The sequence below is a fragment of the Bacillus sp. FSL W8-0519 genome (assembly GCF_038005585.1).
Classification (GTDB): Bacteria; Bacillota; Bacilli; order Bacillales; family Bacillaceae_G; genus Bacillus_A; species Bacillus_A paranthracis.
Genome location: NZ_JBBOTL010000001.1, coordinates 4702958 through 4727691 on the forward strand (window position 1 = coordinate 4702958; position 24734 = coordinate 4727691).

Genomic DNA, 24734 nt, shown 5'->3' on the forward strand with positions numbered 1-24734 from the left:
TCCTCTATAAGTGTAACTTCATTCTTAACTGAAAAAAGCATCACTGCATAGTTTTTAGAAATCCCTTTACTATTGTATCAAACTTTTCCGGTTGTTCCACATGAATTGCATGACCAGCACCATCAATTTTGACAAATTTCGCGTCAGAGACGCATTTTTCGATATTTTTTAATATGCAAAAGAACTTTTCATCATACTCTCCATTCATTAAAAGAACAGGCATTTTTAAGTTTTGCAGCTCATTCCACCATGAAGGCTGAGCCCCTGTTCCCATGCCGCGCAAGCTATTTGCGAGCCCTTTTGGATTGTTAGCAAGTCGTTCTTTTCGCACTGCTTCTTGTACGTTTTGTGCTAAACGTTTTTGCGTTTCAAACAGCGGAATATTTTCCCACATCGATACAAAACTTTCGATGCCTTCTCGCTCAATTTTTTGAGCAAGTCGCTCATCTTTTTCACAGCGTTCTTTTCGCTCATCTTCCCTTTCAAGCCCAGCTGTACAATTTTCTAATAAAAGAGAGCGTACATATTCTGGATATAGACACGCCATTGTAATCGCCAGTCTACCGCCCATTGAATAGCCAAGTATGTGCGCCTTTTCAATATGAAGGTAATCTAGTAGTTCTTTCATTTGCAACGCTACATTTCGAATATCATAATGCGTCACATCTTCAGGACTTTCCGTTTTTCCGTGCCCAACAATATCTACTAAAATGACTTGAAATTGCTCACTCCAAGAAGGAACGAAGGAACGCCACGTCTCCATGCTTCCCGTAAAACCATGAAGAAGTAGAAGTGGTTCCCCGCTTCCGACTACTTCATATTCATACGATACACCTTGCAGCGTTACGTTCATTTTGATTCACCTTGCAACGATGTAGTAATTACGTCCTGTGTTTTTGCCCATAACGTACGGTGCAACGTTAAGTTTTCATCACGGTTCGTACAAATTTCCACAACGTGTAAACCTTCTGTCGTTGTTCCTTTTTGTACTTCTTCTCGGAATTGCTCCCAGCCATTTACACGGCTAAATGAACCACCGTACATGTTGACAACATGCTCATAATCAAGGCCAATCGGTGTTCCAAATAACGATTCGAAATGTTCCTTTTTCTCATACTGTGGTAAGAATGAGAAAATACCGCCACCGTCATTATTTACAACGACAATCGTTATGTTTAATTCATGTAATTTTGCGGCTAGTAGTCCATTTAAATCGTGATAGAATGATAAATCACCAATCACTAATACAAGTGGATCGCAAATCATGCTCGCTCCTAAAGCTGTCGAAATGATCCCATCAATCCCATTTACACCGCGATTTGCCATTACTTGAATGTCTTTATCCGATGTGAAGAAGAAAGAATCTGTATCACGAATTGGCATACTATTACTTGCAAATAACGTTGCCCCTTCTGGTAATACGCGGACAATATCTGTAATGACTCTTCCTTCAAATGCCGTATCATATGTTTCCATTTCACGAAGCGTTTCCTTCGTTTTTTCGTTTATATGTTGCCACATTTGGGACCAATCATTCTTTTTCATAACTGGCATTTTTTCTATTAGTGCACTGCAAAATGCAATATCACTCGCTTGGACAACTTCTGTTGCAACGAGAGCCGGATCTCTCCATTGTCCAGATTCGTCAACAACGATATGAACGGCTTTCGTCTGTTTTTTAATGAATTGCGTTAATGCTTTCGAAACAGGCATACCACCGAAGCGAATTAAAACGTCCGGCTTCCACGTTTCTTTTAACAATTCATTTCGTAAAAATGTATCGTAACAGTCAATTACCATCGTTTTGTCGTGGTGCCCGCTACGAATGTTAGAAAGTGGATCCGCTAATATTGGATATCCCGTTTTTTCAGCTAGTTGCGTTGCAAACGTTGCGATTTCTGAATGACTATCATCTCCACAAATAATAAGCCCCTTTTCCATATGTGAAAGGCGCCCTACAAGAGAATCTACATATTCACTCGGCATCACCGCGTTCCCTTGCTGAACTACTCCTGTATATTCTCCGCGTCCTTTATCCCATAAACTTTCTAATGAGAAGTCCGGGATAAGCGGTTCGCGAACCGGAAAATTAAGATGAACAGGTCCTTGCGGTGCTAAAAGCGCGCTTGCTATCGTGCGCTGCGTTGTCATGCGAGCGTAATGATACATCGCCTCATTCGCTTCTGGAAGTGCCATCTCTGTAAATTGCTTCACAAACGTGCCGTATAAATTAATTTGATTCATCGCTTGTGGTGCACCGACATCTCTTAATTCATGCGGTCTATCTGCCGTTAAGACGATAAGCGGCACTCGAGAATGAAAAGCTTCACATACAGCTGGATAGTAGTTCGCTGCAGCCGTTCCTGACGTACATAATAATGCAACAGGACGTTTTTTCGCTTTTGCAATACCGAGCGCAAAAAATCCTGCAGATCTTTCATCTACATGTAAATATGTGTTCATTCCTTCATGTTGTTCCATTAGTAGAGCAATCGGCGTTGACCGTGAGCCTGGACTAATGACAACATCACATACATTTAGACGCGTCAGTTCATCCACGAACGCGCCTAAATAATATGATAATGCTTCTATATGATTGTTCATTTCATTAATTCCTCCAAAGCACCAAGCATCGGTCTAAACTTCAAACTTGTTTCTTCATATTCAAGTTGCGGTACTGAATCAATTACAATCCCGCAACCGGCAAATAAGGATGCTTTCTCTCCATTTAATAATCCGCAGCGAAGTGCAACCGCAAATTCACCATTTCCTTCATCATCTATCCAGCCAATCGGTGCACCATATAATCCTCTGTCTAACAATTCAACATCACGAATTAGTTTCATCGCTTCTAAACGAGGTGTCCCGCCAAGAGCTGGTGTTGGATGTAATTCTTCTACCATCGTTAAAAGACTCGCGTCGCCTTTTGCCTCTACAGGCGTATATAAATGAATTAAGTTTTTCGTTGTTAATAGACCTGGACTTTCCGGAATATTAACGGATTCGCAGTGCTCATTTAATACTCCTCGAATCATGTTCACAACATAACCGTGTTCAGCTAAATTCTTTTCATCATGAAGAAGCGCATCACTATTTCGCTTACTTTCTTCTATAGATTGACCATGACCAGTTGAACCAGCAAGACACATTGAAGTAAACTTCTCATCTTCTTTGCGAATTAATCTCTCTGGCGTCGCTCCTAAGAAGCATGCTCCTTTATAATCAAAAGAAAATACGTAACAATCTGGTTGCCCAATGCGAAGTGCTTCTAAAACAAGCGCAGAATCAATATGATGATCCATCTCTACTTTTAGCTCCCTCGCTAATACAACCTTCTGCACGTTCCCCTGCTTCATCTCATCTTGCACTTTCTCAATGGACTTCATCCAGCCTTTCGGATCCACTTCTACTTTAGAAGTAACTGTTAATTTCGATCCTTCTAGTGCACATTTACTCTCCTCAAAAATTTTCTCTTCTAAAGAAACAATTTCGTTATAAAGAGTTTCTGCACAATCTGTTGCTGAAACGAATGTATTCATTGTTAACCATGCTTTTTCATTTTTTACAGTTAATAAAAATGCCGGTAGTGAAAATGTCGTATCATCAAATTCTTTCCATAAATCTGTTTTCTCTTTTTCTTGGTCAAATGAAAATCCACCAAATAAAAGAGGACCTGTTCCAAATTCGTATCTTTCTCTTTGTACAAATGCTTTCTCTTTTACTTTATCCCACTCGTCACGAGCAGTTTGAAAGCGTTTGTGAGAAGCAGTTGCTATAGTGAAAACAGAACCAATTCCAGCAAATATTACATGCTGAGCTGGGTCTGCAAAATAACATCTATTTTCGAATGAGATCCTTTTTCCTGCTGCATAAAACAGAAGTGGATCCATCCAGTCTATTTTTTTTACAAAACTAACCAATATTTTTTCATCAGTTGCATGCTTAATGGCTGCACTTAGAACTTCCTGCAAGCCTTTTTGTTTCGTTTGAATCACAATTGTCTCCCCCCTATGGGCGAAAAATAGTCATAATTACGCTTGATTTTAAGATACACCTCAAACGAAAGGCCTGTCAACGTTTAGCATTTCTGAGAAATTCACCTTCTCTTCCTAGAAAATAAACGTTGACACTAAATGATGCTTTTTCTACACTTAGTTGTGTACAATATGTGACCAAAGGAGGATTCAACATGGAAATGAACGTCGAAACGAATTCCTCTCCTACGGCGCCAAAGCCAAGCAAGCAAACAGGCTGGCGCATTTGGTGGAGTTTACTACGTCCCCATACATTAACAGCAGCTTTCGTTCCTGTTTTCATCGGAACAGCCTATGCAATGCAGGTCGGAGGTATAAATCAAATACATCTCCCTCTTTTCCTTATAATGCTTCTTGCTTGTCTTCTCATTCAGGCAGCAACAAACATGTTTAATGAATATTTTGATTACAAAAGAGGACTTGATCACGAAGGTTCAGTTGGTATCGGCGGCGCTATCGTTCGCGATGGCATTCAGCCAAAAACAGTGCTTAACTTAGCATTTGGATTTTTCGGCATCGCAATACTATTAGGTGTTTATATTTGTATGAATTCTAGCTGGTGGCTTGCTGCAATCGGTCTTGTTTGTATGGCCGTTGCTTACCTTTATACAGGCGGTCCACTTCCAATTGCCTATACACCATTTGGAGAGTTAACAGCCGGATTATTTATGGGTGTCATTATTATCGGGATTTCATTCTTTATTCAAACTGGAACTGTAACATCAGAAGTCGTTTTACTATCTATTCCAAGCTCCATTTTAATTGGTGCCATTTTACTAGCTAATAACATCCGTGACTTAGATGGCGATAAAGAAAACGGTCGTAAAACGTTAGCCATTCTCGTTGGACGCGAGCGAGCGGTCGGTGTACTTGCTTCTATGTTCATCGTTTCCTACATTTGGACAATTGCTTTAATTATCGTGGGCATTGTATCACCATGGATGCTTATCGTATTTTTAAGTGCACCGAAAGCATTTAAAGCGACGAAAGGCTTTATCGGCAAAAGCATTCCAATGGAAATGGTACCTGCGATGATAGCAACAGCAAAAACAAATACAATCTTCGGTCTCCTCATGGGAATCGGATTATTACTTGGATATTTCCTTTAAAAGGAGCTGCTAATGCGGCTCCTTTTTCATATACCAATTTCAGCTCATAATTCCTACTCGCAACGCTCATACTATGTAAAGAAACTGAATTGTAGGAAGGTGGACGACTATGTTAACTCCACAACAAATAAATCAATTTAAATCCGTTTTAGAAAAACAAAAACAAGAACTAGAGCAAACGATACAAACACACGAAAATGAAGATCGTGCATCTGAACGTGAATCTGTTGGAGAATTATCTAGCTACGATAACCATCCGGCTGATATGGCAACAGAGCTATATGAACGTGAAAAAGACTTCGGGCTTATTGAACTTTGGCATAAACAGCTAGAGGATACGAAACATGCCCTGCAAAAAATAGAAGCGGGTACTTACGGCATTTGCGAAGTATCTGGTGAAGAAATTCCATTTGAAAGATTAGAAGCAATGCCGACTGCTACAACATGCATCCAGCACGCGACAAATAAGTTAAATATGAATACACGACCAGTCGAAGAAGAAGTGTTATCTCCTTCTTTCCACAAACATGATGAAGATCGTTCTGTTGAATATGATGCAGAAGATGCATGGCAAGATGTTGCCAATTACGGAACATCTGAAACACCATCTGATTTAGAAAGACAAGATTCGAAAAACTATAACGGCATGTACGTAAATAGTGAAGAAAACGTAGGCTACGTAGAGGATTTTGAAAACTTTATCGGTACAGATATGTATGGAAAAAATCCGCAAGTTTTCGCTACGGAAGAACATGAAGAATATGAGCAAATGCTTGATGACTTTGAAGAGCGTACCTTTAAGGGCGAATTATCTTCAAATGAGTCGAGTTCCAAAGAATAAAAAAAAGCATTCCGAAAATCGGAATGCTTTTTATCGCTAGCTAATTAGTTTTTTGTAACGTTAGCAGCTTGTGGTCCACGGTTACCTTCAACGATTTCGAAAGAAACTTCTTGACCTTCTTCTAAAGTTTTGAATCCGTCACCTTGGATAGCTGAGAAGTGAACGAATACATCGTCTCCACCTTCAACTTCGATGAAACCGAAACCTTTTTCGCTGTTGAACCATTTAACTTTACCTGTTTGCATGTCATGTACCTCCTAAATAAAAATGAAACTATGAATCCACATGAAAAGGTGGATATAAAGGACATGAATGTATAACAAGCTTACAGCCTTTAATTCAACGTGCTTTATTTCCGTACCACATTATGTAGCTCAATAGTGACTTCACTATATCACGCTATATCCAAAACGTCAAATGAGAACACTTTCATTCCATTATTTTTTTATAATTTTAATATAATGTTGAACTTCCATATTCATATTTTATTGGAAAATTAACAAAACTATAGTGTTCTAATTCTAATAATTTCTGTACAATATAATTACTACATATTTATGAGGTGAAAAAAATGCAAGCACATGAAATCGAGTATAAATTATACGGCGATGATATGCAGTTTGTTGAAATTGAGTTAGACCCAGAAGAAAGCGTTATTGCAGAAGCTGGCGCAATGATGATGATGGAAGATTACATCGAAATGGAAACAATCTTCGGTGATGGTTCTGGACCATCTGGAGGTTTATTCGGAAAGTTAATGGGCGCTGGTAAGCGTCTCGTTACAGGGGAAAGCATGTTTATGACTGTATTTACAAATACAGGTCACGGCAAGCGTCACGTATCCTTTGCTGCTCCTTATCCGGGTAAAATTATTCCTGTAGATTTAACAGAATATCAAGGGAAAGTAGTTTGTCAAAAAGATGCGTTTCTTTGTGCCGCAAAAGGCGTTTCTATCGGCATTGAGTTTACGAAAAAAATAGGAACTGGTTTCTTCGGTGGTGAAGTTATTCAACCTTATGTTTGTGTCCAACAGAATAAGTTGTTAAGGGTATAAGAAACACAAGAATTTATTTTTTTTATGCTCTAATTGTAATAAGCTACCTTGCGTGATGTCCAATATAATGATACATTCGTTATAGTATTCTGACTATTAAGAATCCTAGGGGTTACTAAAGTTTTTAGAGAGTAGGTGAATGTATGGATAAGATTTTTGAGTATAAGGGGTATTTTGGAAATAAATATAAGAGGATTAGAGGAGGTCAGTCCTATGAAGTTATGGTAGCTGGTATCACCAAAACATACAACGATTTTACATATATGATGGTTATAGGCACGAATGGGAAATCTTATTTTGAGGCTTATAAATATTTGAACGTAGAATTAGGAAATAGTGGATTTAGTAAAAGGGATCAAGCACTTCGTGCTTTGAAATTGCTTTACTCATACATTGAGCTTTTTAATACGGACATAAATTATTTAGATGTGGATGATAAGAACAAAATTATAGCTTTCCTAAAAGGTGGACAAAATATTGGGCGCTATATTTCATATGACTTTAAGACCATTCGAAAGAATGACACTATAAATAATTATTTTGGCGTGTATAGAAGCTTTTTTCAATATTTAGGGATAAAAGACAACATATTTGAAGAAATAAGCGGAACGCAAAAAATCATAGGTAGTGGAAATGCTTTTAACTCTAAAGATAATGCGCTAGAAGTACAAGCATACTCAATAAACTTAAAGGAAGTCAAATCAAGAGTGGTTCCAAAATACATAACATATTCCGAATATTTAAAAATATCTAAATTAATTGAGGATAAATATACACTTCGCGATAAGATTATTGTTAAATTGATGTACGAATACGGACTTAGAATCGGTGAAGTTTTAGGTTTAACCCTGGAGGATATTCACGGTGAAGATATAACAAAACAGAAAAACAAATGTCGACTAATATTAAGAAATCGTTTAACAGATAAGCCTTGGCAATACGCAAAAGCTTGTTTAAAGGTTATATCACGCGATACTTACAATAACCCTATTTATAGTGAAGAAGATGCAGGTATCCAAATTGTCAAAATTACACCTGAAACGTTTGACTTGATTCAAGAATACATTGATGAAACTACCTCCCCTTTTTCAATGAGTGATAAAACATTTGAAAATTACTCATTGAAAAATATAGCCGATAAAGTTAGCTCAATTGATATTGATAGAAACGCATATATTTTTATTAGTAAGAACTACACGCCAATAACTAGTGGAGCTTGGAATAAAATTATGAAAAAAATTTTTCAAGAAGTTGGAATTAAAATTGACACAGGAAAGAAAACTGACAACTTGAACCATCGCTTTCGTCACGGTTTTGCAATGTTTAAAGTTTTATCAGAAGGGTTTGATGAACTTAAGTTAGCTCACGTTATGCGGCATTCATATACGAGTAGCGTTAAGAAATACTTTAACCCTACGGAAGACGATTTAATAGATTTCGCTATTAAGCAAGATGAACTCACTAAGCGGGGATTAAATCTATGATAACAGTTAAAAGGCCAGTTAAAACCACTAAATTATCGAGTACAGTAATAGGACTTTTTAAACAGCATATAGTAAACCACCTAAAAAACGAGGAGTTTAAGTCCTTATTTTGGAGTTTTTTTGAGGACAATTATGAACAACAAGCTTTTCCGTCTGGAGAAATTCGGGATTTCCGACGCCATTTTGAGGACATCTTAATTCCCCTATTTGGGAACTACACTATCGAACTCATTTCTTGGGAACAGTATTGTTTAAGCATGAAGAGTATCCGTACTCAAGATTGGGATCTTTCAAAACGAAAAACAGCAAGAAAATTGTTATCAAAATTTTATCATTACATTATAGAAAATGTACATTCGGATACAAAAGGCTTTACTGAACTCAAAGAGCATAAAGAATTTCTAATTTGGGAAGAGCGAAGTGCTGATTGGATGAGCGAGGATCTCTTCGAAAAAATTGGCACTAACTTTCCTATTGAAAGTTCACTAGATCAGCTGCATTTTTTTTCAGAAGGTCAATTAAAAATAAGAAACAATAAGAGTAGTTTCGCTAATATACTTAACTTGAACATGTCCAAAGGTGAGGTTAAAAACTTACTTATAGGATTTTTTCTGAACGAACGTCGACCAGAACTTGCATTAAGCCACTTTGTATACTTGTTTCGGTACAGTTTAATGACGATAGAAAAAGAGCCCCAATCCATTACTGATTTCACATTTGAAGTATTTGAAAAGCAGTATAGGTTTTATAAGAGTGCGAATAAAGAAAATGTTGCTAACACACAAAAACGTAGTGAAAATTTTAGGTTCACTAAATATCTAATTCGATTTTATTCGTATCTTTGTACGGTTATAAAAGAGCAGGATATTCAACATAATATCTTTGAGGGGACAAACTACAACGAACGTAATATAACTTTCTATGGTGGAAAATATAAAAGTGAGGTAGTAAGAACTGTTAACCTATTAAATGAAGTAAAAGAGAATTTAGAACAGCATATAGAAAACCACCTAAAGGACGAAGAGTTTAAGTTCATATTTTTCAATTTTTTTGAGAAGGTATATTCCCAACAGGCTTTTACAGAGAGCAACCGTGGAGCAGTTCATAAATATTTTGAGCAATGGTTAATTTCCATATTTGAGAACTATACTATCGAACTTATTTCTTGGAAACAGTATTGTTTAAGCATGAAGAGTATCCGTGTTCAAAACTTTGGGGAACTGGGCCAAAAAATGGCGAGAAAATTGTTGTCGCAATTATATCGATACATCATAGAAAATGTACATTTAAATACAAAAGGTCTCACTGAACTCAGAGAATATAAAGAGTTTCTACTTTATGAAGAACGAAAGTCCTCTAAAATGAACAATTTACTGAGTGATTATTGGTTGGATAAAGTAGGTACTAATTTTCCTCTTGAAAGTTCACCAAATCAGCTACATTTAATTCCAGGTGACGATAAAAGGTTTCCTATCTTATTTAACTTAAATATCTGCAATGACGAAATTAAAAACTTGCTCTTGGGATTTTATGCAAGTGAAGCTAACAGTAAACAACACAATCCTATAAGACAATTCATTTATTTATTTCGTTATAGTTTATTGGCGGTGGAAAAAGAGCCCCAATCCATTACTGATTTCACATTCGAGGTCTTAAAAAAGCAGTACAGGTTTTATCAGAAAGCGAATATTATCAACACTACTAAAATAAGGAATTTTTCTGTTTCCCTTATTCGTTTTTATGTGTATCTTTGTAAAATTATTAAAGAGCAAAATATTCAACATAATATCTTCGAAGGAACACTCTACAACGAAAATATGTTAAGCAGCAACTCCTTTTCTCTTATGTATGACAGAGGATATAAACTAATATCATATAATTCATTTGAAGATGTCCCGTTAGAAAATAGATGGCATCTAATACCTCATGATGGTTATGCAAGCGTTTTAAAATTCAAGCCTGTGGGGATTGATTTTACAAAGGTTAAAGACAAATCTTTTCGTGAAGATTTGAAATATTACATTTGGAAACAGTCTAGTATGTCGGTAAGCACGGTGACAAGAGGTATTTATACGAACTTTGATTTACTGAATTTTATTTCTAGCTATAAGCAATCAAGCAATTTCACTGGTCTTGTTAATGCGGATTCCTTGGAACAATGGGGGTTCTACATAGGCACTAAGGAACCAAGTACTATGAATCAATATGTCAAGCGTAGTAGAGCTTATTTGAAATTTTATAAAGATAAATATCAAATTCCAGAGTTGTTAATCGATTTACTCAAGCAAACACCGATAGATTATGATGGTGGTACACCTATGACTAAACATGATGTAGATTTATTTACTAAAAAGTTTCAAGAACAAAGATCACAAGGAATTATAGGGGAGCTTTGTTATATAGTTTTCGACTTGGCTACAACAACCAAACTTCGTTCGGGAGAAATATTAGCCCTGGAAAGAGACTGTATTTTAGAGAAGTCTGACCAAACTGGCGTAATTCAATATCATTCAAAAACATCTGGCAACCAAAAAATAAAAGCAACTCTAACAATGGAGAAAATTAACCTTATTGAAGAGGCCATACGTCTCACAGAAGATGCACATAGTAAAGCAAATACAGATTCTGCAAAATATATTTTTTTGAAAGAAGACACTTGGAGGAAAGGTAGGATCATAGAGATAGTCTGGCAGTTTATACACACCTTTTCCAAGATTCAAAAAGAATTAGAAGGACAACTTCATAACAAATACCGTCCTTACTCCCTTCGAGCTACTTATATAGACAATTTATATACCGAAGGTATAAATGATGGACTACCAACTGCCGTAATCGCAGAAATGGCAGGTAATGGTGTTCATACCGCTAGGAGGTATTACCGTAAAACAACCGAAGCCCAAAAATATGGCGAAATTTTTGCAGGGGTTACAATTTCAGGGGTCGATGTTTATGGAAATATTTTAGATAAAAAAAATGTTGAGGATCTTAATCCAGTAGAGGATGGGCTTGGTGGATGTAAACAGGAAGGTTGTGTAACTGACGAGGAGCAATACGAATGCCTTATTTGCCCCCATTTTGCTACCACCACGAATAGAATACCGTTATTTAAGGAGCAAATTACGAGGCTAAAAACACTTAAAGAGATTACGTTAAATAGCCAAGAACGAAACATCATCGATGCTCAACTCAAATTATATACAGCCTATTATGTAAAGTTACTCGAAAAAATTGGAGGCGAGCAAGATGGAGCAGAAGCTTGAGTTCATAAGAAACTTACCAACCTATGAAGATGTGCAAGTAGAACTTATCGATATAAAACCCAAGACATTTGTGGATTTCCCTGTAACCCCTTCTTTAAATTTCTCGGATGATTTATGGGTGTTTGACGAATTTAAAAGATTTTCCGGTGAGGATTGGGCATATACTTATAATTTTTCCCAATTTGATGCAACATATAAAAATTACGCTAAATATATGATTTTAAGACAACTATTTAACCACCATAATCGGTTCACCACTGTAAAAGCTAAATATTATGTCGTAAAAGGTTTAATTAGGTATTTAACTGAAAATCATACGTTCTATCCAAATCTTATTGATATTCCTTTTCTTGAAGAGTTTTTAAGCGACACTAAAACTGAACGTGCTCTATCTGACAAAAAAACAGCCATTAGGAACTTTTTATCGGAAATTGAACTTAGAGTACCAGAAGTTAACTTTTCGGAGGTATATAAGTATCTTAATACACATAACACAAGAAAAGTTAAAATTGAGAGAGAAAAAGGGAAACATAAGTTTGTTCCGATAGAAGTACACAACAACATAATTTCTATTGCCATTCAGGATATACGCAATAAGGAATTATCAATCAATCGACGTGCTGCGGCTTGTATGATTGTTTTATGTGCGGAAACTGGAATGCGTATTGGCGAATTTAGAATATTGGAAGTAGGTATGTTAGACGAAATAAGTGTTAAGGGTGAAAATGAATCCTTTTACTATTTAAACTTTAAGACTTACAAGACAGTTAAAGAAAAAAATTTCAAATGGACTAGAAGTTTTATTACGGAGAATGCCCTACTTGCTTATAAAACGCTTACTGAGTTATACAGAGAAAGAAGAAATTCTCGATACTTATTTGTTAACAATAAAGGAACTAATGTATCAAAAACGTTATTACGTCTCCGTCTAGTGGAATTCTTTTATCGACATCAAAATGTATTACAACTCCATAAAATTGCCGACCACGAAGTAAAGCAATTTGCCGTAACGAGAAAGAGAAATTTTAAAATTGCAAATTTTATTCCAGATGATGAAATGGATAGATATATATATTATGTTACTTTCCATCAATACCGAGTTGTACTAGCTACCATTTTATACAATAGAGGTTATCATCTAGATTTCATCCGCCAACATATGAACCATTTAACCGAAGAAATGACCAATCATTATATTCGGCTTGAAGAGATGGAAAAATTCAACGTGAATGCAATCGAAACGTTACACAAAAGGTCATCAAAGGACGGTTCTACGCTTATCACAGATATAGATGCAACATCTGATAAATATATAAAAGAAGAACTTCAATCTGAAGAATATCAGGGCGTTTACGATCGAATAAATAAGTTTTTGAAAAAAAATAAACTTAACATTTTCATAGATATAGAGGAGATTATATCTAGACTTTCAAGAACTAATAATCCAATTGCTGATATGGAATTAGGTTTATGCGCAAAAGCTTTTGATAAAATTTGTAAACGAAATGAATATATATCAAGTATTAATGATGCTTATTATATCGGTGTTCAGATTCATTCGTTAGATGATTTACCATATTCAATAAAACGATTCCAGGAAAAAGCGAGCATCATTGCACACAATCAAAACTTGTATAGGAAAAATCAAAAGTATCGTAACGAATTTGAAAGAGAATTAAAAGGTATCAAAAAGTATATTGAGCGAAAATTATGTCCAGAGTTAAAATTGCTTAAAGATGAGGTAGGTAAGCTTGGTTTCAAAGGAGTTCAAAATAAATATCCTAAATTGACGGAAATCATCGAGAGCATTAGTGATATTGAGAAGGAAGTGCAGGTATGGAACGAGAAAACATTATAGCTGCAACTAAGGAACGTTTAGAGCAGTTTAACTTAGGTGATTTAAATCGTTATAAGGAAAGTACACAAGAACAATTTATTACAATCGAACAATACTTTCTTCAAACCGAAGAACGGATCAATAAAGCACTTGAAGAAATCAAATCCATAAACTTCAATATTCGAGGGATATGTAATACGATAAATATCTCTAAAAGCACCGTTTACAATAACCCAAATACATTGCGTTTATATATTGAAGAACGTATTAATGATATTGAAAATCAAGACCTATTATCCAAAAACAAACAAGGTAAACAGCAAATACGAATATCAGAACTTGAGAAGTTTCTTGATAGAACCATTATAGACCAAATAGAATTTAATAATTTGAAAGTGCATAATGAATGTTTGCAAGATGAGGTTAATAGACTTACCGAAAGAAATGAGTTATTAGGCTTAGAACGTGCTAAGCTTGTTAGAAGACTAAATGATATGGATTTAGAACTTAGGAAGTTACGAAATAAAAAAGAAAATGTCGTTTCATTTAATCAGGATTAAATTTAATTTATTTAAACCACTTCCATAAACATTGTTCCTAATTGAATCCTAACAAAACTGCACTCCAATTGTTAAAGATAAAACTAAAAATTGGAGTGCAGTTTATTTTACTGGCTTTAATTAATACAAAGGAACTTCCGATTATTTTTATTTTATGTTAAAAACAAACCAATTCCTATAATAAGAAATTGATTTATTTTTAGCATAAAATAATTTTAAATTATACATAAACCTATGACATATTAAATTTATTTGTTACGTACCCCAGCTAATTCCTCCTTAATAAAGTTAATTTTTGTTTAATTTCTTTCGCTTTTTTCCCAGTATGAAGTTTATCTCCTACAATAAGATTTACTAAGTCAAACATAATTAAGGTAACCTCTTCTGTCCTCACTACCTCTCCATCATTAAGACAAGAGCTTAAATGACTTTCATCCCCAAAAATTTTCAAGTACTTTAATACATGACTTATGCTAGCATCTAATTTCATTGATTGCTTATCAGAATTACAATTAGTTAATCCGTTCTCCTCTATGTATTGGAGAAGTTCTTTTAGCGCTATTCTTAATAACATGTTAGCTGCTTTATGAGAAGTAAAAAATACATTTTCCGCTTCATTATATATTTGCTGAATATGATCTGGCATACTTTCATGTGGTAGTGGAATAATACTAGAGTTTCTACGTAATGGAGTTTTATCAACCCAAATTACATAATCCGTACATAAACCACAAGTACTAATGTCAAAGCTCCAATTTATAAATTTAGAAGCGTCATCCCTATCAGCTATGATATCAGCGATCTGATCCCAAGAACTGTTTTCCTGAAATATAGGATATACCCTAGGATCTTCAATAAGCTCTCGTTTTATTGTAAACCATGATTGTTCCGCAACGTCTTTACAATGTGGACAAAAAAATTCTCTTTTTAAATATTGATCATCAGTTAATTGCATTGATAAAGCTCCTTTGTATACTTAGACATTCAATTTAAATAACAAGTCCCTATTATACGAACTCTCTCAATTAAAATCAAAATAATATTATGATCACATATCATTTACATCAATACAGAAAGGTTAATTTTTTTGAGCAGGATTAAAATAGGGAGAAATTTTTGATCTAAATTTAACTCCCATGCTACTTTAAAATCATATTCTTCTTTTATAGTATTCTATAACCGCTGTAATACATTTTATGGAGCTTCTATTTATAAATCATATTCGTTTGATAATGCTTCCACCTGAACACGCCTTTGTTAGATTCATAATATAAGTATATCTAAATCCAAAAGATTACTTACAAAAACTTTAATTTTTTTTCACCAGAACAAAATAAAAAATACTTACGTAAAAGGGGGACCTTTCTCTAGTGGATTTTTTTAAACAAATTAAAAATCCTTTTTTATCAACATGATGAAATACTTTCTTCAAATGTATATTAATGACTTTTTTTCTTATATCCCATATACTAATTATTAATCTTATTAAGAAAGGAGGAGGAATGATGTACGATCAGAAATTGTATTATAGATACTTAATTAGTTTAGGAATTGTTATATTTGTTTTTATTTTTTACTTAAAGGGTGGTAAATTTGATCCCTCTATTCTGTTAACAGCGTCTTCTGCTGCTGGTATAACTATTATCCTAGATAAATTTATTTTTAAAACAATTCTATGGAAGTTATGCCCAGATTTATTCTACTCTTGTAAGATAACTAATATTCCATTTCTAGGTGGGTGTTGGGAAGGTACGCTTGAATCAAATTATATGGCTCCTGGGACGACTACTAAACTCCCACCAATACCAGCAAAAATTGAAATACGCCATGAATTTGATAGTATACATATTAAAATGGAAACAAATCAGTCTTATAGTAGTAGTTACGTAAGTGGCATTATTGAAGATGAAGGTAAACAGAAATTTTTATGTTATTTATATGGTAACGATGCTGATAAAGACCGTGAAATCAATCCTAAGCACGATGGTGCAACACGTCTAAGAATCAAACATGATGGTGATTTTGTGCTAGAAGGTCATTATTGGACAGGTCGTGAAACAACGGGGTCTATGAATTTCACAAGAAAATCTAAAAAAAACCTCCCTGTATAAGGGAGGTCAATTAAATAAATATGTTTTTGCATGTTTTAGAAAATCATTTACTTCAGTACGAGTGTATTTTCTGCCAGAATGGAAAAGATATAAAAGTTCAGAAACCTCTCCCCATTTTCCACAAAGATCTGGATTGCTTGTATTGTATATTAAATAATCCAATGAAGCTTCCACATCTTCGGATAATTTAGCATTTCCAAAGTAACCATTAGGAACATTCCATACTAAGCATTCTATAAGGAAAGAAGAAATTGTTTCATATTCATGTCCATCCTCTTTCATTTTGTATCTAAGTCTCTTTAGGATTCGAACTACTCTTTTGTATCGTCGACTTGTTTGAGTGTTTTTATTAGTTCCATTTTCATAATGTTGTACGGGATAGTTTTCAACACGTTCACCAGTGAAACGAGCATCGAAGGCTGTTCCGGTTGTGTATGCCCCATCATCCTTATATCTTCTATGTTCTAAACAAGGTACTACATCTGCATCCACTCTATAAGAATTTGAATGAAGATCGAAGGCTTTATTTCCTCTGTTTACATTTTCAGATCCAAATTTTTTATGTAAAGCCCTTTCAACTGCATCGCGATAATCGCTAAATTTATAGGAACTAGTAAAATTTCCAAAATCACCCTTATCCTTACCCTTAGGATAATCAGCGAAGAAAGGATTTTTTAAAACAACCGCTATGTCCACATCGCTATTTAAACGAACATTGGTATTATTATGATAGGATCCTTTAGGAACTATTTGAATGTTCATTTCCTTTAATTCATCAGATTCACGTATAGCATCTTTAATCATTCTCAAAGCATTTTCACATTTTTGTGATTCAGTTTTACTGGCCGGCTTACACCAATTTTGACATGTATCTTCTACGTTAGATTTTAATTCAAACATTGTTTTCCTCCGTTCTATTATAGGTTAAATATGGAAAAGTTCTATATAAGATTATATAACATTTTTCGAATGTATACATAAATTAAAGATTATTTTTTCTTTACTATTTAACACCAACTGTATGATCGTTAATCATCGATACACCCTGGCCAACATGGTGCTCCTTATCTATTAAAATAATTTTTAGTATTAATTTAATGTGAAATTATGTTTAATATAAGAAAGAAGATGGCGAATGCCATATTCTTTCTTATAACCATTTTGATAACATGGAGGTACTTTAAAATATTGGCTTGATGGCAATGCATCAGAACCTCTATTATTAATAGTGTGTACCCTACTGATAAAAATAGATTGCTCGTTTTTTGACCGTTCGTCTATAAATAATTTTCTTCCCTCAGAAAAGCGCCCAATTGTTTTCTAATGTGAAACGGACACAGTATTATTTCTTAAAACTTTTCAAGACAGTCTCATTATTTGCGAATATTTGTTCATAAGATGCATTAAAAATTAAATTGTTATACAATGTTACTTCATTTTCTTGAACTTCGAATATAGACTGATTTTCGTTGTAATTGTTTGAATCAGTTATTAGTAAAGCTAATGATGGAGTGAGTGGGTAGTATAATTCAAATTCTTTTGTTTCTTCATATACAGAGTAGTTTGCATGTGTATTAATAACCGGTTGGTCACCAGTTATAAAAGGTATAGTACTATTATTCTTCAGCATCAAGAAACGAAATGAATTACTTGAGCTAAGAGTAACAGCTAAGTTTGTAGCAAATATAAAATAAAGTACACTCCAAACATTTTCAATAAAAGTAGAAGGTATAGGTACTGAACCTGACTCAAAAGATTTGAGTATGTTATTCTTCATCATATTGGTTCTGAAATACTGTAAACATAAGAAAAACATGAAATCAAATTTACTAATTTCACTATCAAGAAAATCTAAATTACTATTTTTTAGAGAATCTAAATACGGCAGAGCTAAATCTTCTATTCTACTATGAAAATCCTCTACAAGGTTATTCATATGCACATCCAATTCTGCTTCTTTTTTATCATCCCACTCCCCTTTTTGCTCTAAAACCTTTTTATCTCTAAATATGGATGTAAACACATTTATCCATTCTCTATTTATTTTTTGAATCTCTTCAGTATGATAACCATTGATAAAGCCTTGTTCAATAATAGCTATTTCATCTTGGCTAAGATCTCTTAGTCTATAAAAATCTCGAGCCTTGGCGATTTTCTTTGGATTTGCTGGAAATAAATTATTATTTCTTAAACAAGATAATTTTTCCGAATCATCAGTCCATGAGGTTAGATAATATCTCCAGACATAATGCTGTCCTCGTTTTTTCTCCATTTTGGTTCACCCCGCATTATTTAGATAAAATCTGCAAACAACAAAGTGCATACTCAATAAAAAAGCCACTTCTTGACAAATTTATTGCATTAATAATCCACTAATTTATTCATCTTTTAACTTGTTGATTTCTTTATGTATCAATCTTTCAAGTTCTTTAACGGCAGCACTTGGTATATCTTGTATTTTCTAATACTCTTATTATCGAGAATTAGTTTTCGTTATAACCATATTTAATTGTTTGTAGCTTTTGCTTCAACTTAGTTTCGACTTCAATTGCTTCTAATGGTGTGATATCCCTAGGTAAGACCTTCAAAATAGAGTATTGGAATTGTAAATGTGCATTACCATCTTGTTTATGTAGTCGTTCAAGTGCATTGTTACCTCCGTGTATCTTATTAGCATAATCTTTCCATCGACCAAATAATCCACCCTTATTGTAAGAAGAACCTATGTAGATTTTACCGTTAGAACAGTCTGTTATCGCATATATAGCATTAATTGAACGTAGCGCTGTGTGCCAATCTGCATATGTATCACTATCTTCAAACATTTGCTTTAACTGATTATACTTTAATATCACATTTTCAAATCCAGGGAAAGCAGCTTTGCTCGTATTTATTAGTTGTGTAATACGTTTTTGATTTGTTGCTTTTTGATTCCATTTAACAGCTGCCCCTCCCCATTCAATAAATAATTTGTTTTCATAAGGGGCTAATGGATCGTTATCGATTTCAAATAAAGGGTGCATCATGTTTTCTTTATAATTTTCATATAATAATTTCGAGCATTCATCTGAAATATGTGGCTCCTCACCATGTCTTACTTCATACGATTTTAAATACTTCGCTGTTGTAGCCTTATCTCCGGAAAATACTATCACCTTATCATACCTATCAAAGAAGCCAGGGTCTTGATGTTGGGTGTATTCACGTAAAGAGCCCTCGCTATAAGCTTGTATAAAGCGTTTATGTTTCATTGAATGCCGTATTAGTAGAGTTTTTTTCAAGTCATAGTTACATTGCTTCAATAAATCCGATAAATAAAGTTCAACCATTTTTACATCTCCTTTTAGTTGTTATTGTCTATATAAGATGAAACACCACCAATTAAAGCTTTATCAGCATAAAATCCGACTCCATGTACTATTTCATTTATTTTCATATACCGTCTGTCCTCTCCTTAATATACAATATCGAAAATTTCATTTTTATCCTCATTATACTGCTATGTTTTACTAACTGGTAAAAATTATAGTTACAGCCTTTCAAATTCAATTCTGTTTATTTAAAATTAAATTAGACTAATATAAAATCACTCTCAATTATAGGGAAAACCAATATTGATTAATTATGAAATGCAATATTAATGATATTTACTGGAGGTTCAAATTCATGGATACTGTTAACAAAATTATTGGGCGGAACATACAAAGTTTTCTAGAATCTAGAGACTTGAATAAAGCCTGGGTAAGGAAGAGAGCAGATATTGAAGAACATATATTTGATGATATATTAAGTGGTAAAGAAAAAATTGATGTACATGTACACGTAGCTAAAATAAATAAATTATTCGGTATCAAAGACCCAGCATATTTTTATCAGACTAATTTTAATTATACTAAACCTCGAAAACAATTAAATTGTAAAGAAAATTTTTTAGAATATATTAATTCATCCCATAAAGGGACTGCTACTCCTGAATTAAACGAGGGATTTGAAGTGTTCATTGATCTTGTTGAATTAATTGATATTTTAAAAGCTACTACAAAATAATGCTGTTCACTGTATTTAATAAAGACGATTACAAAAAACAAGCTAGATATGACTTCTAAAAAATTATTTGGTGTAACTATTTTTATGTAGGTCTGTTATAAAGAGATAACTACTGGGTTCCTTTTTCTTATTCTCTATTATTCTTATGAATTTTATAAAGAGGAGTTTTGGATGGGTAGTTTATAATTCTTAATATAACGAAAAACCGATTTATTCTAAATTGAGTAATTCGGTTTTTCTTAATTGATGATGTTCGGCATCATCTTTACACTAATTAAAATAGTAAGTATTTAGCAAAATTATATTTTGGTTTTTGATTATAAAAAGAATACTAATCTATTTATAAATAATATTTACGTGTCACATCTTCAACTCTTGATCTTCTATATTATCAGCGAATAAAATGACCGCGACCCCCATTAATATACAACCTAAAACGGTGTATCTTTGCGCAGTTTCGATTGTATCAAAAGCAATTGGTATTAAAGAAGGTACTAATAAAAATACACCCAAGGCCAATGCTAATACAATTGTCGAAAACATTGCTAAGCCAAGTGAAAAACTTAGAAATTGTTTTGGTTTTCCATCAGCAATTTTCATCATTTCTTTTCTTAAATACAAAATAATTAGGATAGGGAGTATTATTTGTATCGCTATCCAATAATAGAATTCCATGTGTTCATCACTCCTCCTGACAAATGTAGCATTAATGAAAAAAAATAACAAAGAATAACTGCGATTGCGTTACAAAAATTTTAAAAAATAAAAACTTGTACCTTTAGCAGACCAAAAAGGGGTACATTATGTTCAAAATGTGCCCTTTTTGGTGAAAATTTAACATCATATACACATTAAACGGAACAATTCAATTATATATCTAATTTATAGGGGTCTTTTAAAATCAAGGAATTTTCACCTTTAGTCTTGATAAAATATTTGTTGCGTGATTCGGTTCCATTGCTACACAGACCCTAAATATGTGGGTTGTGTAGCAATGGATTTTTTTCACATTTGACCTTACGCATTATGTGGAGATTTTTTAACTTATTCAAATATTAAATAACGGCCTAATAATATAGTAATATTATTAATATATTAAACATAATTTGGGGGACATCAATGAAAAAAAAATTATTAATCGGAATTGTAATTGGAATCATAGTGGCAACTTTTGCATTTTTAGGTTATAAAGTAAGTAAAGAAGCAAATGAATTTACTAGTTTTAGAGAAGAATTAGATAAAGATTTTTTCCCTTTATTAAAAGATACGCATACATATTTCACTACTGTGATTGAGAAAGGTGAATCATATGATTTAGAGAAATGGTATCTTTTAGAAAAGGGAATGGATGATAATCTTAAATTCAACAAAGATCTAAAAGCAATACGAGAAAGAATTGTGAATACAGATGTAAAATATAAAGATACATTAGAACTTAAAAAGAATGTTTTAAATTCGCTTGCTCTAATTGAAACGAATTTGAAAGATATAAATACATTTTATAAAGACAGTAATTCTAATTTATTGTGGAATCAATTAGGTGAAGAGATAGATAAATTAAATAAAAATGTACAAAAACAAAATGAGATTCTAGGTAAATATTATGAGAAATAAAAAAGACGCTGTTACTGGCGTCTTTTTTGTATTATAAATTTAAATCAAATCAGTATTTTATCTAAAAGCATCCATTTGAACATTCACATAAATATCTCCAGCTTCTTGTTCTGAAATTCCGAATCTTTTCGCAGCTAGTTTAGCCACTTGTGGATCATGTACTTCAGGTATATAATTTTCGTCGTTATTAGTGACGATATTATATTGTTCTTTCATAAATGCGAAGATAACTTTGTAATTAATCCCATTACTTGCAAACTGTTCGTTTTGTGGTGCTGATGTTGATGCATTATTTGAATTAGCTTTATAAGTATCATTGGATGATTTTGTTTTTTGATTTTTCCTATCGATATCTAACTCATAATCGCCTTTGGTATAAGTCTCCAAATCATTAATAACAAGTACTTCGTCGAAGATATTCATAAAAAATGTATCGTCATCATAGGACAATTGGAGATTTTGGTAACGGCATGTGTTATTACCTCCGCAAGAAACTAGATTATAAGATTCTGTAATTTTTTTAAATACATCATTCATGATAGCGTATTTATCCATATTCGATAAATCAGAAAACTTTTCATTAACGTTTACTTTGATGTTTACTGGGGTCTCACCATCTTCTTTTTCTCCAGCTTCGTAAGTAACATTTTCAATATATGGTTCTAACTTACTATTTTCTAATTTATCTTTAGTCTCTTGTTCCACAGCTTTCATATTTGCTGAGCAACCGGTAAATATGATACATGCAGCAGCCAATAATATCGCTATAAATATCTTCTTCAAGCACATCCCCCCTAATTTTATTTATGTCAGCGAGTAAAATAAAAGTACTCTTTCGAGTGCTCACATAACAGATTTAGTTACAACAATTTTATCATATTTTGTCGAAAGAAAATAAAAAAGAGAGCAATTTGCTCTCTTTTAAACATTAGCTAAAATTTGATCATAACAAGAAATAACAAGTGGTTCTAAATCTTTTAAATCATTAACGTTATCAATGAAAATTCTACTCACTCCCTGTGATTTTGGTGCTTGCTCAACCACAAAATTAGGGCATAGCTGTTTAGTAGTTTCTAAATCTAATCTTACAACTAAGGATTTTGCCTCGCCATCAAGGAATAGACGTATAAACCATTTTGTGATTACACGATTCATGATTCCAAAATAACTAATGGTATCTTTATATTTAAGATCGCTAATGTCTCGTTGATTTTCAGTTAAAATTTCTTTAACAATGTTAAAGGCAACTAGTTCATCATCGGTAGTGGAAATTCTATCTGTTTTGTCTTCTCTGTTAATATCTTCAATTACTTCAACAGAAGCTGTCGCAACCAAACTTGTTTCGACTGTCTCAGTTACTTTCGTTTCTTTTGGCGTTAAACCATCACTGATTATTTCTAATAGTGTTTGATTAATTGCTTTTTTAACAATTGGTCGGAATCGATCTAAAACGTTATTTGTAATTCTAGTTGAGCTAAAGTCTTTAATTAGAAAACGAAGGAAGTCATCTGAAGGGTTTTTAAATAATTCTTTAATTGTAGAATTTAAATTAGTCATATAGATAAGCTCTTCAGCATATTTTACAATTCCCTCAGCTTCAAAATTTTCTTTTGTAAAAGTTTCAATTGTTTCAATATCAACATTACTTAAATTATCCATACTAAATGTAAAGAAAGGTTTTTCATCCATCACGTTGTCATTTGTTAAATCAGTATAAAATTTGTACTCTACACCATTAGTAAGCACTCCTACTTTGACATCTGGTAAGGCATTGAAATACCTAGATAATTGCGCGTCATGTTTAAGGAGATTTTCCGTTACAGACTTTGCTTCAATTAAAATAATTGGAACCCCGTTTTTAAAAACAGCATAATCCACTTTTTCACCTTTTTTTGCTCCAAAGTCTGCAATGTACTCTGGTCTAACTTCTAAAGGATTAAAAACGTCATAACCCAACTTTTGTAGAAAAGGAATAATTAAGGATTGTTTTGTCATTTCTTCGTTAGTTATGTACTCTTTTCGTTCTAAAACTTGGTTAGCTATTTTGTTTATATCGTTTCTGAACTCCATATTAAATTTCCCCCTTACCTTTAATGTTTTATATTTTTGAATATTAAAGATATTTTACTATAAAAATCCATAATATAACAGACGTTCTAAATAAAAATAAGTAGGTTATTTTCTTGAATTTTGACAAAAAAAAAAGAAGGCGCAAGGATCTAGATGAATAAAGTGGGTAAATTGACATTAAAACTAGCGACAACACATAAATTTATGCGGTCTAGTTAATTAGGTTGCTAATTTGGGTGATAAAGAAGGAGGTGCGAATTAGATTGTTAATTGCACCTCCAAAAGTATTGTTATTTACTGTTTTCTCCCCTTATACCGAACCCGTTAATATACTGATGGTGTTTTTTCATATTAACCGCATCTACAATATTTGTCCGGTTGACCGCAACTATTACAGCATTCACATGGATAACTTTTACACTTTCTGCAACATCTACAATACCTTTCCGGTTGACCGCATTCATCACAGCATTCGCATGGATATGAGTCGCACCGTCTACAACAACGACAGTTTGCCTCTCCACACTCGTCACAACATTCACACGGATAACTGCTGCACTTTCTGCAACATTTACAAGGATAATCATCACACTCTCGACAACAACGACATGGATATTGCTCACAAGTATCACAGCATTTACAGTGACTTTCAGGTTCATTACATCCTCTACAACGAGCCTCATACTTTTCGTCGTTGTAATCTCTTTCTCGTT

General features: G+C 33.4%; 21 protein-coding genes and 1 pseudogene. 10 read left to right on the forward strand and 12 right to left on the reverse strand.

All coding sequences use genetic code 11. From position 1 onward, the window contains the following. Positions 1–40: 40 nt before the first annotated feature. Genes menH through NST14_RS24745 form a run of 3 tightly spaced genes read right to left on the reverse strand, consistent with a single transcriptional unit; the run spans position 41 to position 3995 of the window. A complete protein-coding gene (gene menH, locus NST14_RS24735) occupies positions 41–853 on the reverse strand; it encodes a 2-succinyl-6-hydroxy-2,4-cyclohexadiene-1-carboxylate synthase (RefSeq protein ID WP_076855907.1) in 813 nt (270 codons plus the stop codon). Beyond that, on the reverse strand, positions 850–2604 hold the full coding sequence (gene menD, locus NST14_RS24740; RefSeq protein ID WP_001059237.1) for a 2-succinyl-5-enolpyruvyl-6-hydroxy-3-cyclohexene-1-carboxylic-acid synthase: 1755 nt from the start codon (positions 2602–2604) through the stop codon (positions 850–852). Before menD ends, menH begins: the two co-directional genes overlap by 4 nt. Then, on the reverse strand, positions 2601–3995 hold the full coding sequence (locus NST14_RS24745; protein WP_000616745.1) for an isochorismate synthase: 1395 nt from the start codon (positions 3993–3995) through the stop codon (positions 2601–2603). Before NST14_RS24745 ends, menD begins: the two co-directional genes overlap by 4 nt. A gap of 194 nt (positions 3996–4189) precedes the next feature. Between NST14_RS24745 and NST14_RS24750 the strand changes: the two genes are divergently transcribed. After that, positions 4190–5143 (forward strand): 1,4-dihydroxy-2-naphthoate polyprenyltransferase, encoded by a 954-nt coding sequence (locus NST14_RS24750; RefSeq protein WP_000425747.1) that lies wholly within the window; start codon positions 4190–4192, stop codon positions 5141–5143. A gap of 109 nt (positions 5144–5252) precedes the next feature. Further along, positions 5253–5984, forward strand: a complete 732-nt coding sequence (locus NST14_RS24755; protein WP_000957376.1) for a yteA family sporulation protein — start codon at positions 5253–5255, stop codon at positions 5982–5984. A 44-nt stretch (positions 5985–6028) separates the two neighbouring features. Here the strand turns inward: NST14_RS24755 and cspD are convergent, their stop codons facing one another. After that, a complete protein-coding gene (cspD, locus tag NST14_RS24760; protein ID WP_001193054.1) occupies positions 6029–6229 on the reverse strand; it encodes a cold-shock protein CspD in 201 nt (66 codons plus the stop codon). Positions 6230–6555: 326 nt separating this feature from the next. Between cspD and NST14_RS24765 the strand changes: the two are divergent. The 5 genes and pseudogenes from NST14_RS24765 to NST14_RS24785 all read left to right on the forward strand — a co-directional run. Further along, a pseudogene (locus NST14_RS24765) lies at positions 6556–6987 on the forward strand (AIM24 family protein); the annotation flags it as partial. 194 nt (positions 6988–7181) lie between these two features. Further along, complete coding sequence (locus NST14_RS24770) at positions 7182–8522, forward strand: tyrosine-type recombinase/integrase (RefSeq protein WP_000357774.1); 1341 nt, start codon at positions 7182–7184, stop codon at positions 8520–8522. Further along, complete coding sequence (locus tag NST14_RS24775; RefSeq protein ID WP_341119213.1) at positions 8519–11782, forward strand: tyrosine-type recombinase/integrase; 3264 nt, start codon at positions 8519–8521, stop codon at positions 11780–11782. Before NST14_RS24770 ends, NST14_RS24775 begins: the two co-directional genes overlap by 4 nt. Then, positions 11766–13640: a tyrosine-type recombinase/integrase gene (locus NST14_RS24780; protein ID WP_000435834.1), complete on the forward strand. Its 1875-nt coding sequence runs from the start codon at positions 11766–11768 to the stop codon at positions 13638–13640. Before NST14_RS24775 ends, NST14_RS24780 begins: the two co-directional genes overlap by 17 nt. Beyond that, on the forward strand, positions 13619–14179 hold the full coding sequence (locus tag NST14_RS24785) for a hypothetical protein (RefSeq protein ID WP_000439122.1): 561 nt from the start codon (positions 13619–13621) through the stop codon (positions 14177–14179). Before NST14_RS24780 ends, NST14_RS24785 begins: the two co-directional genes overlap by 22 nt. Before the next feature lie 268 nt (positions 14180–14447). On the opposite strand, the gene NST14_RS24790 is transcribed toward NST14_RS24785, so the two are convergent. Continuing rightward, a complete protein-coding gene (locus tag NST14_RS24790) occupies positions 14448–15134 on the reverse strand; it encodes a hypothetical protein (RefSeq protein ID WP_001177512.1) in 687 nt (228 codons plus the stop codon). Between the two features lie 550 nt (positions 15135–15684). Here NST14_RS24790 and NST14_RS24795 point away from each other — a divergent pair. Further along, a complete protein-coding gene (locus NST14_RS24795) occupies positions 15685–16290 on the forward strand; it encodes a Cap15 family cyclic dinucleotide receptor domain-containing protein (RefSeq protein WP_000272251.1) in 606 nt (201 codons plus the stop codon). Positions 16291–16296: 6 nt separating this feature from the next. Here NST14_RS24795 and NST14_RS24800 read toward each other — a convergent pair whose 3' ends face one another. The 3 genes from NST14_RS24800 to NST14_RS24810 form a co-directional block, all read right to left on the reverse strand. Further along, on the reverse strand, positions 16297–17190 hold the full coding sequence (locus NST14_RS24800) for a nucleotidyltransferase domain-containing protein (RefSeq protein ID WP_000462437.1): 894 nt from the start codon (positions 17188–17190) through the stop codon (positions 16297–16299). Between the two features lie 442 nt (positions 17191–17632). After that, complete coding sequence (locus tag NST14_RS24805; RefSeq protein ID WP_000412632.1) at positions 17633–18562, reverse strand: DUF4238 domain-containing protein; 930 nt, start codon at positions 18560–18562, stop codon at positions 17633–17635. Between the two features lie 211 nt (positions 18563–18773). Continuing rightward, entirely contained in the window at positions 18774–19619 is an 846-nt protein-coding gene (locus NST14_RS24810) for a GIY-YIG nuclease family protein (RefSeq protein WP_000229986.1), read from the reverse strand. Between the two features lie 337 nt (positions 19620–19956). Here NST14_RS24810 and NST14_RS24815 point away from each other — a divergent pair, with 337 nt between their 5' ends. Then, positions 19957–20337 carry a hypothetical protein gene (locus tag NST14_RS24815; protein WP_000381928.1) on the forward strand — a complete coding sequence of 127 codons (381 nt, stop codon included), beginning with the start codon at positions 19957–19959 and terminating at the stop codon, positions 20335–20337. Between the two features lie 360 nt (positions 20338–20697). Here the strand turns inward: NST14_RS24815 and NST14_RS24820 are convergent, their stop codons facing one another. Then, entirely contained in the window at positions 20698–21012 is a 315-nt protein-coding gene (locus NST14_RS24820) for a hypothetical protein (protein WP_000398120.1), read from the reverse strand. Between the two features lie 444 nt (positions 21013–21456). Here NST14_RS24820 and NST14_RS24825 point away from each other — a divergent pair, with 444 nt between their 5' ends. Next, on the forward strand, positions 21457–21951 hold the full coding sequence (locus NST14_RS24825; protein WP_017561121.1) for a hypothetical protein: 495 nt from the start codon (positions 21457–21459) through the stop codon (positions 21949–21951). 57 nt (positions 21952–22008) lie between these two features. Here the strand turns inward: NST14_RS24825 and NST14_RS24830 are convergent, their stop codons facing one another. From NST14_RS24830 to NST14_RS24840, 3 genes are all read right to left on the reverse strand, one after another. Further along, on the reverse strand, positions 22009–22740 hold the full coding sequence (locus tag NST14_RS24830; RefSeq protein ID WP_229143066.1) for a hypothetical protein: 732 nt from the start codon (positions 22738–22740) through the stop codon (positions 22009–22011). Positions 22741–22872: 132 nt separating this feature from the next. Further along, positions 22873–24021 (reverse strand): type I restriction endonuclease, encoded by a 1149-nt coding sequence (locus NST14_RS24835; protein WP_000395714.1) that lies wholly within the window; start codon positions 24019–24021, stop codon positions 22873–22875. 290 nt (positions 24022–24311) lie between these two features. Beyond that, positions 24312–24680, reverse strand: coding sequence for a hypothetical protein (locus NST14_RS24840; protein WP_229143067.1), 369 nt, complete (start codon positions 24678–24680; stop codon positions 24312–24314). Between the last annotated feature and the right edge of the window lie 54 nt (positions 24681–24734).

Excerpts from the sequence above, each read along its gene's own strand:
- menH (WP_076855907.1), bottom strand. The coding sequence starts at position 853 with ATGAACGTAACGCTGCAAGGTGTATCGTATGAATATGAAGTAGTCGGA.
- menD (WP_001059237.1), bottom strand. The coding sequence starts at position 2,604 with ATGAACAATCATATAGAAGCATTATCATATTATTTAGGCGCGTTCGTG.
- NST14_RS24750 (WP_000425747.1), top strand. The coding sequence starts at position 4,190 with ATGGAAATGAACGTCGAAACGAATTCCTCTCCTACGGCGCCAAAGCCA.
- NST14_RS24755 (WP_000957376.1), top strand. The coding sequence starts at position 5,253 with ATGTTAACTCCACAACAAATAAATCAATTTAAATCCGTTTTAGAAAAA.
- cspD (WP_001193054.1), bottom strand. The coding sequence starts at position 6,229 with ATGCAAACAGGTAAAGTTAAATGGTTCAACAGCGAAAAAGGTTTCGGT.
- NST14_RS24770 (WP_000357774.1), top strand. The coding sequence starts at position 7,182 with ATGGATAAGATTTTTGAGTATAAGGGGTATTTTGGAAATAAATATAAG.
- NST14_RS24775 (WP_341119213.1), top strand. The coding sequence starts at position 8,519 with ATGATAACAGTTAAAAGGCCAGTTAAAACCACTAAATTATCGAGTACA.
- NST14_RS24780 (WP_000435834.1), top strand. The coding sequence starts at position 11,766 with ATGGAGCAGAAGCTTGAGTTCATAAGAAACTTACCAACCTATGAAGAT.
- NST14_RS24785 (WP_000439122.1), top strand. The coding sequence starts at position 13,619 with ATGGAACGAGAAAACATTATAGCTGCAACTAAGGAACGTTTAGAGCAG.
- NST14_RS24790 (WP_001177512.1), bottom strand. The coding sequence starts at position 15,134 with ATGCAATTAACTGATGATCAATATTTAAAAAGAGAATTTTTTTGTCCA.
- NST14_RS24795 (WP_000272251.1), top strand. The coding sequence starts at position 15,685 with ATGTACGATCAGAAATTGTATTATAGATACTTAATTAGTTTAGGAATT.
- NST14_RS24800 (WP_000462437.1), bottom strand. The coding sequence starts at position 17,190 with ATGTTTGAATTAAAATCTAACGTAGAAGATACATGTCAAAATTGGTGT.
- NST14_RS24805 (WP_000412632.1), bottom strand. The coding sequence starts at position 18,562 with ATGGAGAAAAAACGAGGACAGCATTATGTCTGGAGATATTATCTAACC.
- NST14_RS24810 (WP_000229986.1), bottom strand. The coding sequence starts at position 19,619 with ATGGTTGAACTTTATTTATCGGATTTATTGAAGCAATGTAACTATGAC.
- NST14_RS24815 (WP_000381928.1), top strand. The coding sequence starts at position 19,957 with ATGGATACTGTTAACAAAATTATTGGGCGGAACATACAAAGTTTTCTA.
- NST14_RS24820 (WP_000398120.1), bottom strand. The coding sequence starts at position 21,012 with ATGGAATTCTATTATTGGATAGCGATACAAATAATACTCCCTATCCTA.
- NST14_RS24825 (WP_017561121.1), top strand. The coding sequence starts at position 21,457 with ATGAAAAAAAAATTATTAATCGGAATTGTAATTGGAATCATAGTGGCA.
- NST14_RS24830 (WP_229143066.1), bottom strand. The coding sequence starts at position 22,740 with ATGTGCTTGAAGAAGATATTTATAGCGATATTATTGGCTGCTGCATGT.
- NST14_RS24835 (WP_000395714.1), bottom strand. The coding sequence starts at position 24,021 with ATGGAGTTCAGAAACGATATAAACAAAATAGCTAACCAAGTTTTAGAA.
- NST14_RS24840 (WP_229143067.1), bottom strand. The coding sequence starts at position 24,680 with ATGAACCTGAAAGTCACTGTAAATGCTGTGATACTTGTGAGCAATATC.